Annotated in this window: 13 protein-coding genes; 1 reads left to right on the forward strand and 12 read right to left on the reverse strand. The window is 54.2% G+C overall.

Going from position 1 to position 14,900, the window contains the following annotated elements; all coding sequences use genetic code 11:
- Positions 1-10: 10 nt before the first annotated feature.
- The 8 genes from LT85_RS18270 to LT85_RS18305 form a co-directional block, all read right to left on the reverse strand.
- Positions 11-1,153 (reverse strand): acyltransferase family protein, encoded by a 1,143-nt coding sequence (locus tag LT85_RS18270; RefSeq protein WP_038491676.1) that lies wholly within the window; start codon positions 1,151-1,153, stop codon positions 11-13.
- A 19-nt stretch (positions 1,154-1,172) separates the two neighbouring features.
- Positions 1,173-2,045, reverse strand: a complete 873-nt coding sequence (locus LT85_RS18275; RefSeq protein ID WP_038491678.1) for a class I SAM-dependent methyltransferase — start codon at positions 2,043-2,045, stop codon at positions 1,173-1,175.
- On the reverse strand, positions 2,042-3,367 hold the full coding sequence (locus tag LT85_RS18280) for a glycosyltransferase family 1 protein (RefSeq protein ID WP_038496736.1): 1,326 nt from the start codon (positions 3,365-3,367) through the stop codon (positions 2,042-2,044). Before LT85_RS18280 ends, LT85_RS18275 begins: the two co-directional genes overlap by 4 nt.
- Before the next feature lie 39 nt (positions 3,368-3,406).
- Positions 3,407-5,065, reverse strand: a complete 1,659-nt coding sequence (locus LT85_RS18285; RefSeq protein WP_038491681.1) for a glycosyltransferase — start codon at positions 5,063-5,065, stop codon at positions 3,407-3,409.
- Between the two features lie 446 nt (positions 5,066-5,511).
- On the reverse strand, positions 5,512-5,982 hold the full coding sequence (locus LT85_RS25545; RefSeq protein WP_081992509.1) for a transposase: 471 nt from the start codon (positions 5,980-5,982) through the stop codon (positions 5,512-5,514).
- A 475-nt stretch (positions 5,983-6,457) separates the two neighbouring features.
- Positions 6,458-7,288, reverse strand: a complete 831-nt coding sequence (locus LT85_RS18295; RefSeq protein ID WP_052135558.1) for a metal ABC transporter substrate-binding protein — start codon at positions 7,286-7,288, stop codon at positions 6,458-6,460.
- 87 nt (positions 7,289-7,375) lie between these two features.
- Positions 7,376-8,269, reverse strand: a complete 894-nt coding sequence (locus LT85_RS18300; RefSeq protein ID WP_038491687.1) for a metal ABC transporter permease — start codon at positions 8,267-8,269, stop codon at positions 7,376-7,378.
- Positions 8,266-9,009: a metal ABC transporter ATP-binding protein gene (locus LT85_RS18305; RefSeq protein WP_038491690.1), complete on the reverse strand. Its 744-nt coding sequence runs from the start codon at positions 9,007-9,009 to the stop codon at positions 8,266-8,268. Before LT85_RS18305 ends, LT85_RS18300 begins: the two co-directional genes overlap by 4 nt.
- Between LT85_RS18305 and LT85_RS26905 the strand changes: the two genes are divergently transcribed.
- Positions 8,986-9,159, forward strand: a complete 174-nt coding sequence (locus tag LT85_RS26905; protein ID WP_172656919.1) for a hypothetical protein — start codon at positions 8,986-8,988, stop codon at positions 9,157-9,159. The two genes, LT85_RS18305 and LT85_RS26905, sit on opposite strands and share 24 nt — an antisense overlap.
- A gap of 16 nt (positions 9,160-9,175) precedes the next feature.
- Here the strand turns inward: LT85_RS26905 and zigA are convergent, their stop codons facing one another.
- The 4 genes from zigA to LT85_RS18325 form a co-directional block, all read right to left on the reverse strand.
- Positions 9,176-10,405 (reverse strand): zinc metallochaperone GTPase ZigA, encoded by a 1,230-nt coding sequence (zigA, locus tag LT85_RS18310; protein ID WP_038491693.1) that lies wholly within the window; start codon positions 10,403-10,405, stop codon positions 9,176-9,178.
- 353 nt (positions 10,406-10,758) lie between these two features.
- Positions 10,759-11,886, reverse strand: a complete 1,128-nt coding sequence (locus LT85_RS18315; RefSeq protein ID WP_038491695.1) for an ABC transporter substrate-binding protein — start codon at positions 11,884-11,886, stop codon at positions 10,759-10,761.
- Positions 11,887-12,412: 526 nt separating this feature from the next.
- Positions 12,413-14,620, reverse strand: a complete 2,208-nt coding sequence (locus LT85_RS18320) for a S53 family peptidase (RefSeq protein WP_038491698.1) — start codon at positions 14,618-14,620, stop codon at positions 12,413-12,415.
- Complete coding sequence (locus LT85_RS18325; protein ID WP_038491701.1) at positions 14,620-14,820, reverse strand: hypothetical protein; 201 nt, start codon at positions 14,818-14,820, stop codon at positions 14,620-14,622. Before LT85_RS18325 ends, LT85_RS18320 begins: the two co-directional genes overlap by 1 nt.
- Positions 14,821-14,900: the final 80 nt, after the last annotated feature.

Raw genomic sequence — 14,900 nt, forward strand, 5'->3', positions numbered from 1 at the left:
TCGTGATGATCTATGTTTGAAGCTGAAACCTGGACTGCCCCATTTTTTCGGCAATTCTTTTGCCTTGTGCACGTAAGGGCGTCTCGACAAAGCGGTAGTTAAGTTCGCTGAATATGACTACCAGCACTGCTGCAGTGAGAGCGAGCCTTACGTTGTAGGTATGATCGAAAATGGTATCTGTGGGAGCAATCCAAAACCAGATCTGCCGACTCATCAGATAAGCCGGCATGTGCGTCAGATACAGCGCATAGGAGCGGCTGCCAACCCAAAGCAATATGCGCTTCAATGGATTGTCCGGCATCAGATAATCCATGTCATAAGACGCAATCCATACCAGCACAATGGAAATCAACGCCACGATGCCGACCCAATAGCGAAAATCCTGATATTGCGGCGATCCGATTTTTGCGAGACCTGCCAGAAGAATCAGCAACAGCGTAAAACGCGCCCAGTTTAGATTTTTCAAGAACACCGGCTCCAACCTGCGATAACTGTCATGCTTGCTCCAGATTGCCAGCAACACACCTAACAACAGCGCATCAGATCGCACCAGCATCAGAAATAAGGAATGGTGACGATTCGCAAAAAATTGCAGCACAACCAAGATAATCAATACACTGGACAGCCAGCGACGACAAATAAAGACGGCAAACGGTAGCAGCAGATAAAACTGCTCTTCCAGGGAAAGGCTCCAATATGGCGTAGTCGGACCAAGTTCATCATGGCCGAACTTCAACATCACGCGGAAATTCATGTAGTTCAAAAATCCTGCCAGGCTTCCTTCCAGATTCACCTGAAGCGAGCTGAATATTCCAGATTTCTTGAACGCGACTGTTGCCAGCAGCAACAGTACCAGCCAAAGCCACGCGGTAGGCCACAAGCGCCAGGCGCGCCTTACCCAGAATTTGACTGCAACTGAAAAAAATGTTTCCCGATCCCCGCTGCGATCAAGCCGCGGAATCAAATCTCTGGCAATCACGAATCCCGAAATCGCAAAGAACAAATCAACGCCATTCCAGAATCCGAAATGCGTGTAGATGAACGCAAGACCGTCGCTTGGCTGCCCGAATAAATTGAAGCGCGTATGCTCGAACAAAACGAATAGCACCGCGATTCCGCGCAATAGCTCGATATCTTTAATGCGATGATTCATAGGTCATCAGCTCCGACGTTTATCTATGCTCTGGCTTGCGGGCGATAATCGCCTGGCTCTTGGGCATGACGCTATCCAATACTTGCTTGATCCTGGCTCCCTCCGGCAACGAAATCAATTGATACCAAGTCTTTGCCCATTCATTGAGCAAAGGTGAATAAGGCGGTTTGATGTTATCGCGCGTAGCGCCATCGCCGGTGGATTCGCCTGCCCAATACAGGCACATCCAGACTGACCAAAAAAAACCGGACGCGTGATGCCGTTCGATCTGCAAACCGGCATCAGTCACCAATGCTGCGAACGCATCACGCTCGAAAACATGAATATGGTTGGGCTTTTGAAAATGCGACGGCGGTGCCAGTTGTTTCTGCAAACCTTCTCCGACCGGATCCGGAACGGTCAGCAAATAAAGTGCGCCGGGCTGGCCAACGCGAACAAGTTCGGCCAGTACCTTTGTTGGATCGTCGACATGCTCCAGCATTTCCATGGCGACGATGCGGCTGACGCTGCCATCGGCTAGCGGTAGCGGGTCGGTGTCGCCAACCAGCGCCTGGAAGCTACGCGCCGGAACATTCGCCACATTGGCAGACAATCGTTCGACTTGCTCCGCGTCGGTATCTGAAAAAATCACATGCGCGCCACAACGCGCGGCGAACAAGGTAGCCCCACCCTCGCCGCAACCGACATCGAGGACAATATCTTCCGGACCAATTGGAAAACCCTTCAATAACTCGCTGGTGTCGGTTTGAAACCAACCGCTTTGCACAGTATCGATAAAACCGCAGACACGTGAATCAACCACGCCATCCGCCGATACCGGCGCAGGCAACTTTTCCTGTTCAGTTATTTTTGCTTTCGAGGGACGCCACCAACCGGAAAGGAACTTGATCATAGGGTGACCTTTTCCGATGTGAGGTCGATATCGCGCTTGTGCATAGCGATCCGGCTGGCAAGGAAAGATTCGAGACGTTCCTTGACCACCGCATGCGAACAATGCTGCTGCAACCGCTGAACTGCGTGGTCGGCCATTTGCCAATACCTTGCCGGATCCTGCTTGGCGACGCGATAACTTTCCTTGTAGGCGGCAAGCAATGTACCCCAGTCTATGCGGTAACGCAGGGTACGGTATGCCTGGCGCGGATCATGCGGCCAGTGGCTCGGTTCTGTGTTGGAGTCCAGTACAAAGGCGTTGTCGCTGTCAATATAGTCGGCCATTGCCGTGTTGCGTGGCGCAATGGCTGGCTTTCCACAGGACATGAATTCCATCAAAGGCAGGCACTGGCCTTCCCCATGCGAGGTATTCAGGATATAGGTTGTTGCCGACACCAGCTTTTCATAATCCGCGTCGCTCAGATAACCGTGGATCAACAGAACCCTGCATTTGAACGGTGTCAGCTTGTACACATTCTCCAGCAAATTATCGATACCGATCTTGACGTCATTGTGCGTCAGCTTTAATACCAGTGTGGCCTCTTCGACGTCGCGGAACGCCCAGCAAAATGCGCTGATCATGTCGTACCAGTTCTTGCGTCCGTCATAGGGGTTGAAGACCGAGGTATACACCACGCCGTCGATATGGACCTTGACCGGCTCGCGCTTCGCAAGCGCCGGCGGCCGGACCAGGTCCGGCTTGGGATAACGGCGCAACGGGACGCTATACGGTGAAAGATCGACCGTGCGGCTATCGATGACCGTGCCGGCAACCAGCAGATCAACGCCATCAGGATAATTTGCAATCGATAATTTCTCGCGCAATGCGGCAAAACGATCCCAGACCGGCGCAGGTATCGCCGCTACCAGAAACTCTGGCGTCATTGCCTGCCGTACCGAATTTGCAGTGTATGCGGAATGTGTAATCGCGCTGCCTACTTTATCGAACACATAGCGCCAGTCATGGCGCGGCTCGCCAAGCCAGACTTCATTAGGCAGTGTGCTGAATTCCCATGCAAATACAGGAACAGTCGGACAAACAAGACCCACCGCGGTTTTATGCGGCGGCGAAAACGACAGGAAAACGCAGGACTCCCCATGTGCTTTGGCGCTTCGGTAGATGTCGTCCACTTCACGTTCAGGATCACTGACGGTAACCACGATGCCCAACTGCTCAAGCACCGGGCGAAATTCCTTCAGCACAAAGTAGTAGCTGTATTCGGGCAAGCCCAGATTGGAAACAATCGAACCGGCGTTGGTATCGGAGTAAATAATAATAATCATCTGGCACCGGGCTTTAGGGAAGGCCATAGGAAAGCGACATCATGCATATTCCTCCACTGGTTGCTGGAAGAAACTGCGCAACTGCTCCTTCACGACCGTGCGGGAACTATAGGATTCCAGCCGCGCCATGGCCTGCATACTCATATCGAGGTATTTTTCCGGCTGCTGCTTCACTGTGCGGTAACTATCCGAATACGCAGTACAAATCGACTCCCAGTCCAGGCGATAACGCAAGGTGCGGAACAGGTCGCGCGGATCATGCGGCCAGACATTATGTTCAAGACTAGACTTGATAATGAAAGCTGCGTCAGCGTCAATATAATCTTCCATCGCCGTGTGCCGTGGCGCGATCACGGGCTTCCCGCAGCACATGAACTCCATCAGCGGCAGGCACAAGCCTTCGCACAAGGAAGTATTCACGTAATAGCTGGTAGCACCGATCAATTCTTCATAGGCCGCTTCATCCAGATAAGCGTGCAAAGTCACGACCCTGCATTTGAATGGCGCCAACTGCGACAACAAGGTGAGCAAGGTATTGTGATACCGCGACAGATCGCGCTCACTCATTTTCAGCACCAGCGTTGCGTCCTCAACCTCGCGAAATGTCCAGCAAAACGCGGTCACCATGTCGAACCAGTTCTTGCGGCCATCCTTGGGACTGAGGATAGAGGTATACACAACACCGCTCAGATCTACAGTCGCCTCAGGTTCCCGTTCCAGTTCCTGCACTGGCGGAATAGGCGTCGGAGTTACTTCCTCGATCGGTTCAATCGCCTTGGGACTGTCTTCCAGTGCTACCGGCAACGGTGGTATTGCGTTACTTTCGTAGCCCAGCATCGCGCGTGCGAGGGTATTGCCGCTGCGTCCGCTAACGGCCACCGCCCGGGCCAGCCACAAAGGCAACAGATCCCGCACAGCCTCCCGGTACCACGTCAGTAAATGACGTTTAGTTACCGCGAGCCGGTAACGCAGAGTTTTAGCCGGTGCTGCGGGTTCAGGCGGTGCTGGCATTTGTTCAGGCTCAGGTTCGGGCTGGGGAGGCGGCGGTGCAGTTTGCGCTTCCGGCTGGGCTGGCGGCGGCATGGTTTGCGCTTCCGGCTCATCCGTCGTTTGCGAGAAAGTCATGTGTGCAATCAGACCGTCGGCGGACAAACCCAGCAGATGACTATCGATCACGATACCGCGTAGTTGCAGCTGACTTTGACTTGGCGGCAACCTGGCTCCAAATCGCGCGCGCGGGTCGGCAAACTGCTCCCACAATGGCGCCGGCGCCGCCAGTACAGGAAATGTCGCACCCATCGCCTCTCTGACAATGCGAGCCGTATAGCTGGACAAGGTGATCGCTTTGCCATGACGGCCGAATACTATGCGCCAATCATTACGGACGTCTTCATCCCAGAGTTCATCAGGAATATTGCTGTATTCCCAAGCGAACACCGATACTGTCGGGCACCGGAGGTCGATCAAGGTTTTATTTGGCGGAGAAAAGGAAAGGAAAACACATTCTTCCCCGCGTTGCCGGTGCGCGTCGAACAGCGGATCGACTTCGGTTTCAGGGTGCTGCACCACGGTCACCGTGCCAAGCTCTGTCAATACAGTGCGAAAAGCTTTCAAGACAAAGTAGTAGCTGTACTCTGGTAAACCAAGGCTTTTGTTGATTGCACTTTCGCCAATATCCGAATACAGAATGAAATTCATCAAAATCGTACTTTTAATCGAATGTTAATCGTCTACATCATTACCGCCACGATAATCCGCGCCAGTATCTTGCTGTTTCAGACTTGTCTCAGCCCCGTAGTCGAGGCCATTCTTTTTTATGCGTGGGAGAAGTGTGGGAGCAGCCATGAGGCGCATCGCCAAGAAAGTTTCCTGTCAAACACTGTCCACTGGCGATAATACCTGATACCGCGCGATGGTAGTGGAATGAGGCTGGGCTTTAGAGAGAGCCCCCTATTATGCAGAAATCTTTTCGCATGGATTCTTTTGCCGGCATCATAGGCAAAATATCCGGAAGAGCTAAGTGCAAAGGGATATGGCGCGACGCAGTGCGCGCGCTCATTACATCAACGCATACTGGCTAGTGTTAGCGCCAAAGGGGCATACCACTTGGCGCGGGCGATTGCCGCGATGGCCGCTTTATGCGATCAACTGGTCTGGACGTCGTTGCTAACCAGCCAGACCCATGATGATGAGAGTTCGTCGGCCCGTGGCGGCTTGGTATTGGCTCCGGCGGCCGATGCGAGGGCGCGGCCGTAAATTTTGACGTTGTCGCGCCGGATCGATCTTTCCGTATTCAGTCGTGTGTGCTCATCGCCCAGAATAATAATGGCTTGCAATATCACTTGCAGTTCGTGCTCGTCGACCAGGTTTTCCGCCACGCGCCGCCAGACATCTGCCTTGGTCCAACGCCGGAAACGCATGTAGCTGGTTCTCCAGCGGCCAAACTCCGGCGCCAGGTTACTCCATGTACCCGCTTTCAGCGCAACCCACAGGACCGCCTCCATAAACAGCCGATTGTCACGACCGCACATGCCGGAATCTCCCGGCCGCCCTACCAGCAAAGGCTCCAGTTTCTCCCATTGGTCATCACGAAGAACGCTATTAATTTTGTGCATCTATCTACTCTTTGATTGTTGAACTTGAATCAGGCGCTTGATTTTCTTTATAGAAAATCTTTTTCTTTTGGAAATCGCCGGACCACATCCAATCGATTAACCCTGTCGCTGTGCGTTCACCGATTTGTTAAGTCCGGCGATACCACGCAAGCACAGAGTAAAAGCAAGAGCCGTATGAAACCACTGAAAAATCGAATTTTTAACTATAGTTCACATAAATTAACGATATTTATCTATCTAATGAGGTTAGATACGCATTTAATATTTCCGAAATGAAACCAAATGTATTTAACTATTTCTTTTTGAAAATATTTACTATTCATCGGTTTCGCAAAAAAATGCCGGGAGATAATTTCACAATCCCAAAAATCATAGTTAACAATAGGGGCTCTGGAGCACATCAGCAACAGGCTCGAAATAGTAACATTGTCACATTGCAACTACGTAAGTTCATTACCAGCAGCTTACGGAGAAATCAGCGAAAGGAGGACAAAGCAACCAGGATCTGGGCAATGTTGTAACGCATCATGTGCAGGTAAGTCGGCGCCGGACCGCCTGGCGCAGATAAAGCGTCCGCATACAGTTTGCCGCCTGGCGCAACCCCGGCGTCGCGACTGAGTTGTTGCAGTAGCCGCGGATTGCTCATGTTCTCGAAAAACACTGCTTTGACATGTTGCTGCTTTATTTGCCGGATCAGCAAGGCGATATCATGCGCGCTGGGTTCACTATCGGTAGAAACCCCCTGTGCCGCGAGAAAAACGACGCCATAATGCGCGCCGAAATATTCAAAGGCATCGTGCGAGGTGATAACCGTGCGCCGCAAGGCTGGAATAGCGGAAAATTGCGCCTGCGCCCATCGATCCAGGTCAGCCAAGGCACGCAGGTAGCGTTCCCCGTTTGCCTTGTATGCTGCGCTGCTTGCCGGATCGAGTTTGCTCAGCGCCGCAACGATATTGCGAGTGTAGATCATTACATTGACAGGATCCTGCCAGGCGTGCGGATCCGGTCGCGCGCCTTTCCCCGGTCGTTGCCGGGCCAGCACGCCGTCACTCGCGACTACAATGCTGCCCCTATAATCGGCAGCGTCTGTCAAACGCGCCATCCAGCCCTCAAACCCCAGGCCGTTGATCACCACCAGCCTGGCCTTGGCGATTGCTTCGACATCGGCTGGCGTCGGCTCGAACACATGCGCATCCTGGTCCGGCCCGACCAGCGTCGACACCGCTACCCGGTCGCCACCGACAGTATTGACGATGTCGCCGAGAATGCTAAAACTGGCGACCACTGGAATTTTTTCTGCCGCCATGGCATTGCTGCCGATCGACAGCAATGCGATCACTATTAATTTACTTAAATTTTTCACGATAACTCTCGATAGGTAAGGAAAAGCCGACTACTCCGCAAGCTCGGCCGGACGCCGCCATACCCGTGGCAGACAGCCGTGTGGCGCGATCAGCAGAGAAACCAGATAACAGGCCGCTGCGCAAATGATGATGGCCGGGCCGGAGGGAGCTGCCGTGTAATAGGAAACCAGCAAGCCGGCATAGGCTGCCAGTGCCGCCTGGATTGCGCTATTCAACAATTGCGCCGGCAAAGTGTCATGCCACAATCGCGCAGAGACTGCGGGCAACATCATCAGCCCCACAGCCATCAGGGTGCCGAGGGTCTGGAATGAGGCCACCAGATTCATCACTACCAGCATCAGGAACATATGCTGGTACATAGCGCCGCGTCTGCCGCTTGCGGCCAGATAGGAAGGATCGAAACTTTCCAGTAGCAAGCCGCGATACGCCAGCGCGCCTGCCAGCAGACTGAAGGTACTGACACCTGCCACCAAAAGCAGGCCGTCACGGTCGACCCCGAGCACGTTGCCAAACAAGATATGCAATAAGTCCAGCTTCGAGCCATTCATCGATATCAGCATCACACCAAGCGCCAGCGCGATCAGGTAGACGGAAGCCAGGCTGGCGTCTTCTTTCAGGCCGGTATGGCGGCTGATCCGTGCAGCGATGCAAACCACGATCACGCCTGCCAGAAAGCCGCCGATACTAAGCGCCGGCAGCGACAGGCCGAACAAGATAAAGCCGATCGCCACCCCGGGCAGCACTGCGTGGCTGAGCGCATCCCCGAACAGGCTCATGTGCCGCAAAGTCAGTAACACACCCAGCGGCGCACTGCTGAACGCCAGCGCCAAGGTGCCGATCAGAGCTCGCCGCATGAATGCAAATTCGGCAAACGGCGCCCATGCAAGCTGTTGCACTGTGTGCAGCCAGGAAAACACACTCATGCTGCAACCTCAACCGCTCCATGTTCAATGTTCGTATCCGCCTCGTCCGGCATGTGCCTGGCCCGCTGCAGATTGACCTCGCCCAGCACTTGTCCGGTATCGCCCCAGGCCACCAATTGCCGCGCCAGCATGACTGCCTGCGGAAAATGCCGGCGCACTTGTTCATGATCATGCAACACGGCAATCACGGTGCGCTGCTGGGCATGCCATTCACGGATAAGCATTAGCAAATCTTCCGTGGTTCTCGCGTCCACTGCGTTGAAGGGCTCATCCAGCAAGATCAAATCAGCATCCTGAACCACGATCCGCGCAAACAGCACACGCTGCATCTGTCCTGCCGACAAGGTAGCGATGGATCGTCGTTCGAAGCCGTGCAAACCAACCGCGCGAAGCGCCTCCCTGGCGCCTTCTATCATTGCCGAAGTAACGCTGCCGAAACTCCCCAAGCGCGGCCAGTATCCGAGACACACGCAATCCAGCACGGCGATCGGAAAATTGCGATCGATTTCCGCCTGCTGCGGCAAATAAGCAATCAGCTTGCGTGCAACGTGCATCTCAACATGACCGCTATCGATAGGTACAAGGCCCAGCAGAGCCTTCAATAAAGTGCTTTTTCCGGCGCCGTTCGGCCCCACGACAGCCGTCAGAGAGGCACGCGCAAAAGCCCCTGTTATATGCCGCAATGCCGGTCGCCGGTGGTAAGCCAGGCTGATATCATGAACCACGACGGCAGGCCTCATCCTAGCGCTCCCGCCAGCGCCCAGGCAACACCCAACCACAATACAAGACATGCCGGCAGCACCAGCAACAGCCGCAGCCAGGCCGCGCGGGCCAATATGCTGGGGCGCATTGGCGGCGCGGGTAGCCTCAACGCCGACGCACGCGATTGATTGGTATCTGCCATGATCAGTGCCCCTCGCCGGCGCTTCTTTGCCAACCCGGAAACGGATCGTCAAATTCCCGCCAGACTGCCATGCCGAGGCTGGTTTCCGCAGCATCCAGCAAACATGCTTGCAGCCTGCGGCGGATCGCCGCCTGATCCATATCCTGTCCGATAAAAACGATTTCCTGATGGCGATCGCCATATGGTTCACTCCAGCCAACCTTGATCTGCGATCGTGTGTAGGCGTCTTGCGGCCAACGCTCCGCCGGCACCGTAGCCCACCAGAAGCCTACCGGCTCGCTCGCCATCAACCTCCCCGCGCCAGACATGCTAGCGACCCACTCTGGACGGCTGGCCAGCCAGAAATACCCTTTGCTGCGGATCACGCCAGGAACCGGCGCCGACAGGAAATCGTGCAGGCGTTTCGGATGAAAAGGCTCCGGCGTCCGATAGACAAAACTGCTGATGCCATATTCTTCACTTTCCGAACTGCCCCTGCCCTCCAGCTCCTGAGCCCAGCCAGGCATCGCGGAAGCCTGTTCCAGATCGAACAGGCCGGTATCCAGGATGCTATCCAGCGGAACCCTGGAATGCTGCGCATGAATCACCTTCGCAGCAGGATTAAGCGCCTTGATCACGCCCATGACCTTTTGTAACAGCACGCTATCGACAAGGTCCGTCTTATTGAGCACGATCACGTTGGCAAACTCGATCTGCTCGGTCAGCAAATGCACCAGCCGCCGCTGATCGCCTTCGCCTGCGGTCTCGCCACGATCGGCCAGGAATTCTTCGCTGGAAAAATCCGCCAGCAGATTGGCGGCATCCACTACCGTGACCATCGTGTCGATGCACGCCACATGGTTCAGGCTGTTGCCTGCCTCGTCTTCAAAATCGAAAGTAGCGGCAATCGGCATCGGCTCGGAGACCCCGGTAGATTCGATCAGCAGATAATCGAAGCGCCCCGCCGCCGCCAGTTGCCGCACCTCTTGCAGCAAGTCGTCACGCAATGTGCAGCAGATGCAGCCGTTCGACATTTCCACCAGTTTCTCTTCAGTGCGCGACAACGCTGCATCGGCTGCCGCGGCGCCGTCTCGAATCAGCTCGGCGTCGATGTTGACTTCGCTCATATCGTTGACAATCACGGCCACGCGTTTGCCCTCGCGATTGCGCAATATGTGATTCAGCAAGGTGGTTTTTCCGGCGCCAAGGAAGCCTGACAGCACGGTGACAGGGAGTTTTTTTAACTGATTCATGGTGATCTCTGGAATTGGACAAGTGGTTTGGCTGCACGACTGGCAAACGCTTCGCTAACAAGTGATTGGCGTAACGGCATTCCAGCGTTACCGACGCGCATGGAAATAATGCAACCAAGTTGCATATTGAGATTGTAATGCAACTTAGTTGCATTTGCACGGACCGCATTAAATGATGGAATTTGGCTTCGCTACAAACAGGAGGAGGCAAAGACTGCGCTGCGCTAGCAACCAGGACCGGATCAGCGCAGCTTTAATGACATGTATTTCCGTTACCAGCCTGAGATCAGGGACTCAGGCTGGTAGCGCAATAGCAGAGAGAACAACTAAGAGGACAGCGGAACGCTGGTAAATCAGTGCAGGAATCTGCCCGACTTCGCCACCATGGTCAGATCGACGAACTCTGAACCGTTGTGGTTACTTGGAGTGAAGGTAATGAAATAACCGCCCGCATCGTAATGATTGACGGTTTCCAGCGCCTTGATCAAACTTTCGCGCGACAAATTGCTGCCGGCGCGGCGCAGGCCTTCGACAAACACCTTGGCGGCGATAAAGCCTTCCATGCTGACATAATCCCATTGCTTCTTACCGTCCTGCAGATAGTATTTGCGATACTCCTTGACGATGGCATGCGTCTCGTCCCACGGCGCCGGCATCACCTGGGCAATCTGCACCCCGCTGGCGTCCTTGCCCAGCGCTGTCACCAACTGCTGGCTGCCGACGAATGAAATGTTCCAGAACGATGGAGGACTGCCGGCGGCGATCATGGCTTTGATGAAGGCGGCGCTGGAGTTGTAGGCAGACACCATGATTACCGTCTGCGGCTTGCTTTGGCGGATCTTGGCGACGGCGTCGCTGACGTTAACGCTGTTGCGCTCTACCGTGCCGAGTCCGGCCACTTCAATCCCCCGCTTCTTCAAGGCCCGCGTCACTCCTTCCAGTCCAGCCTTGCCGTAGGCGTCATTTTGATAAAAAACTGCAATCCGCTTCAGCGACAAGGTGCTGATCTGTTGCACGATTTTTTCGGTCTCGGCAAAGTAGCTGGCGCGGATATTGAAGATGTTACGGTTGAATGGTTCGCGCAGCGATTGCGCGCCGGTGAAGGCCGCAAAGAACGGTACCTTGGCTTTGCTCACTGCAGGAATCGACGCATTCGATGTCGGCGTGCCGACATAGCCGAACAAGGCCAGCACCTCGTCCTGATCGATGAACTGTTTGGTGTTCGCGGCGGCGCGGTCGGGCTCGTAGCCGTCGTCCAGTGTCTTCAGAATGATCTTCCGGCCGAACACCCCGCCGCTTGCATTGACCTGATCGAAATAAGCCTGGGCGCCATCGTGCATACCCTTGCCAAGTTCTTTCGCCGGGCCGGAAAATGCGGCTGACTGCCCCAGCGTAATAGTGGTGGCGGTCACGCCGGTCTCAGCGTGGCATGTGGCTGCCAGCAACAGGGATGTAAGGGCGAGTAATTTATTAAGGCGCATGGAGAATCCGATCCTTCTTATGGACTGAGTTGATAGACATTGCAAGGTACGGCCGATGTTAGCGCTACCGGATCGCCACGCAAAAATACGCCCGTACTTATGCGGTGCGGGGGACTTACATGGCAATACGAAATGTGCGTGAGACCAGGCTGCAACGAGCACGAGCTTACCTGCGCACCGAGTCCAGACTCAGCAAAAAACGGAGGCAGGTACAGCAAAAACAAAGGGATAGTTTGTTGCGACGCAGAAAATTGCGCTAAGTAAAACGCAAAGGGGGTAATGCTGTCAAGCAAGTGACGCACAAATGCTCCTTTAAGGAGCAAAATAACCAGCGCTATATTTATATAGGAATAACGCTAACTGACATACGAAACATGAGGGATTTCAATTGGCCGAGACCGTCGTCGAAACAAAAGCCATAAAGAAAATCGCAGAACAACCAGCATTGCCGATTGCTCTGCGATTTATTGCAGTTGCCTGGAGATGCGCTTATACAGCGCAGCAGAAATTGACGTTGAACGTAGTTTTAGAAATTAGCAAAGAGCTTGCTACTGTTGGGGACGCCTAGACCAGTCACATTATCGTAGCCCGGCACAGCGGTGCATATGGCGCACTGCATTGAACCGAGATTATTACTACCCGACACAATATCGTAGAAAGCAGGATTGGTCCCTTGCATCAATTTCGCCTGATACAGCAAGCCGTTGAAACCACCCGGCGTGGCCTTGATCAAGGCAGCCAGGGAGCTTCCTTTGTTCCCCAGGTATTGCCCGAAAAGCGCGCTAATGCCGGCCCAGATCGGTGTACTTGCGCTGGTGCCGCCACTCATCACCCACCGTTGCTTGTAATAGATGCTCACGGCGCTGTGCTGGCTGTCAGCTACTGCGGAAACATCCGGCACCGCGCGCATACCGCTGTTGAGCGCCGTCAGACTGCTACCAAGGTACGATGACTGCCAGGCCGGCATGGACATATAGTAACTATCCCCGCCACCCGAAAACTGCCAGGCCACTTCATTTTGCGGAGCGCCGTTCCATACAACCGAATTAATACGCGTACCGCCCACCGCAGTGACATAAGGCGACGCGGCCGGATAAGCGGCTCCTGTCCAGGAAACAAACCCGGCGTCACCAGTGCTGGCGAAGAAAGCCACACCCTTATTACTCTGGAAACCGGACAGCAACGCATCCTCGCTTTGTGCATCGCTTGGCATAGGAAACCCAGCGAAACTCATCGACACCGCCGTCACACCAGGCAATGCGGCAGCATAGTTGATGGCGGCAAACAGGTCGGCCTGGCTCGGACTCTTAGCCGTCACCACAACGATCTTGGCGCCAGGCGCGATTGCATGCACCAGTTGTGTATCAAGCTCCACTTCAGCGCCCCAATCGCTGGCCGTTGGCACCGGTGCGCCATTCGACAAGTCAATATGCTGGTAGCAAGCATTGGCAGTAGTGCATTGCGGGAGATTGAAATATTGGCTGTAAATCCCTAAATCGTCTTCAACGTTGCCGGTGGACGGCGCTTCGATCAGCGCCACAGTTTGACCTGCACCATTCAGGCTGACAGGACTTCCGTAGTGCGCTTGCAAGTCGATCGGGGCTAACGCACCGTTGATGCCATGGGCTCCAATACCAAACAAATCGACAGTCCCCACCTCTGCCACACTACCGCTCTGCGAGCCGGGTACGCTTGCGCCCGTGATCAAGCCCTGCTGCACGCTACTGACTGCCGCCTGGTTCAAGCCAATGTAATAAGCAACCACCGAGCCGTCCCTTTGCGGATACTTGTACGACGTGCCGTCTTTTTCCAGCGCGCCCATATAAACATTGCCATTCAGTTCGTAATAGATGCGATAGGTTGTAGTCGTGTTTTGCGCATTCGGCAGTGGCGCATTGGCTACCCACATGCGGACGCCATTGACCATACTGATCGTGCCGTCAGCAGAGAAATCCGTTTCATATGGGTGAAAATTAGCGTTCTCCAGCGTGACTGGAAAGAAACTATCGAGTTTCGCCTGGAGCATACAAGGCGTCGTTGCAGATGACGTCGTCACCTGAGCGGGCAAGTGATTCGTGCAGTCCAGCGCAAAATAAGTATCACCTATCAGTGCCCCCTGCCTCTTTGTATAGGCAGCGCCGCTCTGCCATTGCGCATTGGCTGAAAAATTATTGGCGCTAACCCAATCATCGATTTGGTATGAAGCCTGCAACTCTTCTGGCGCGTTGTCCATGGCCCCGGACAGTTGCGTTTCACTAAAATTGGAAAACAACGAAGACTGAACCACGGTAGTACCGTCATCCGCGAGCGCATCGGTCCGGACTCCACTGCCGACATAGCTCACAGCACGTTGAGCAGTCGAAGAACGGACTAAAATTTTACCGTTCAGCAAATAGCGTGTCGGCGCAATCGCTGGCAAGACCAAAGCTGAATCCAGCGAATTGTACAGCGACGCCTCAATATGGCTACCTGCGGTCGACGGTGATGTGCTAAAACCTCCCGTCGACGACGAATAGAAGTAATTAACGCCGCTGACCAGGTTACCGCCACCATAAGGCAAGACGACCCCCAGTGCGTAAGTCCCCCCATGCAGCTCCTCATGCTCGAAAATCTGCTGGTCGGAACTCAATGCGGCGGCCTGCGGTGTGTTGTCCGTGCCAGAGCCACCTCCACCACCACAAGCATTCAACAGGACGGCCAGCGTGATACAGGTCAAGCTATTGTGTAATTTCATCACGCCAATTCTCGATAAGGTCGTACGTTAGGGATAAGCTCCTCAGCTTGCACAGCACCATCTACTGAGTGGCCAGCAAAGTTTTGGATCATACCTGACAACATGTATTTTTTGCTATTAAGAAATAAATTTAAACCATGCTTTTGAAGGCTCCCGAATTCTTTACCCACTGTGTTATGTCTTTCTTTGACTAAAAACATCTTGCGCCCCCTCCTGTAAACGCATTTATGCGGGTTGCGACTGCACGAATTTGTCATTGAAGCGCATGCAGACGCCGATG

Origin of the sequence: Collimonas arenae (assembly GCF_000786695.1) — a bacterium.
GTDB classification, from domain to species: Bacteria; Pseudomonadota; Gammaproteobacteria; order Burkholderiales; family Burkholderiaceae_D; genus Collimonas; species Collimonas arenae_A.

Bases quoted from the DNA above. Each gene is read 5' to 3' on its own strand.
- LT85_RS26905 (WP_172656919.1), top strand. From the start codon at position 8,986: ATGAACCACGACGGCAGGCCTCATCCTAGCGCTCCCGCCAGCGCCCAG.
- LT85_RS18270 (WP_038491676.1), bottom strand. From the start codon at position 1,153: ATGAATCATCGCATTAAAGATATCGAGCTATTGCGCGGAATCGCGGTG.
- LT85_RS18295 (WP_052135558.1), bottom strand. From the start codon at position 7,288: ATGGCGGCAGAAAAAATTCCAGTGGTCGCCAGTTTTAGCATTCTCGGC.
- LT85_RS18315 (WP_038491695.1), bottom strand. From the start codon at position 11,886: ATGCGCCTTAATAAATTACTCGCCCTTACATCCCTGTTGCTGGCAGCC.
- LT85_RS18305 (WP_038491690.1), bottom strand. From the start codon at position 9,009: ATGAGGCCTGCCGTCGTGGTTCATGATATCAGCCTGGCTTACCACCGG.
- zigA (WP_038491693.1), bottom strand. From the start codon at position 10,405: ATGAATCAGTTAAAAAAACTCCCTGTCACCGTGCTGTCAGGCTTCCTT.
- LT85_RS18275 (WP_038491678.1), bottom strand. From the start codon at position 2,045: ATGATCAAGTTCCTTTCCGGTTGGTGGCGTCCCTCGAAAGCAAAAATA.
- LT85_RS18280 (WP_038496736.1), bottom strand. From the start codon at position 3,367: ATGATTATTATTATTTACTCCGATACCAACGCCGGTTCGATTGTTTCC.
- LT85_RS25545 (WP_081992509.1), bottom strand. From the start codon at position 5,982: ATGCACAAAATTAATAGCGTTCTTCGTGATGACCAATGGGAGAAACTG.
- LT85_RS18325 (WP_038491701.1), bottom strand. From the start codon at position 14,820: ATGTTTTTAGTCAAAGAAAGACATAACACAGTGGGTAAAGAATTCGGG.
- LT85_RS18320 (WP_038491698.1), bottom strand. From the start codon at position 14,620: ATGAAATTACACAATAGCTTGACCTGTATCACGCTGGCCGTCCTGTTG.
- LT85_RS18285 (WP_038491681.1), bottom strand. From the start codon at position 5,065: ATGAATTTCATTCTGTATTCGGATATTGGCGAAAGTGCAATCAACAAA.
- LT85_RS18300 (WP_038491687.1), bottom strand. From the start codon at position 8,269: ATGAGTGTGTTTTCCTGGCTGCACACAGTGCAACAGCTTGCATGGGCG.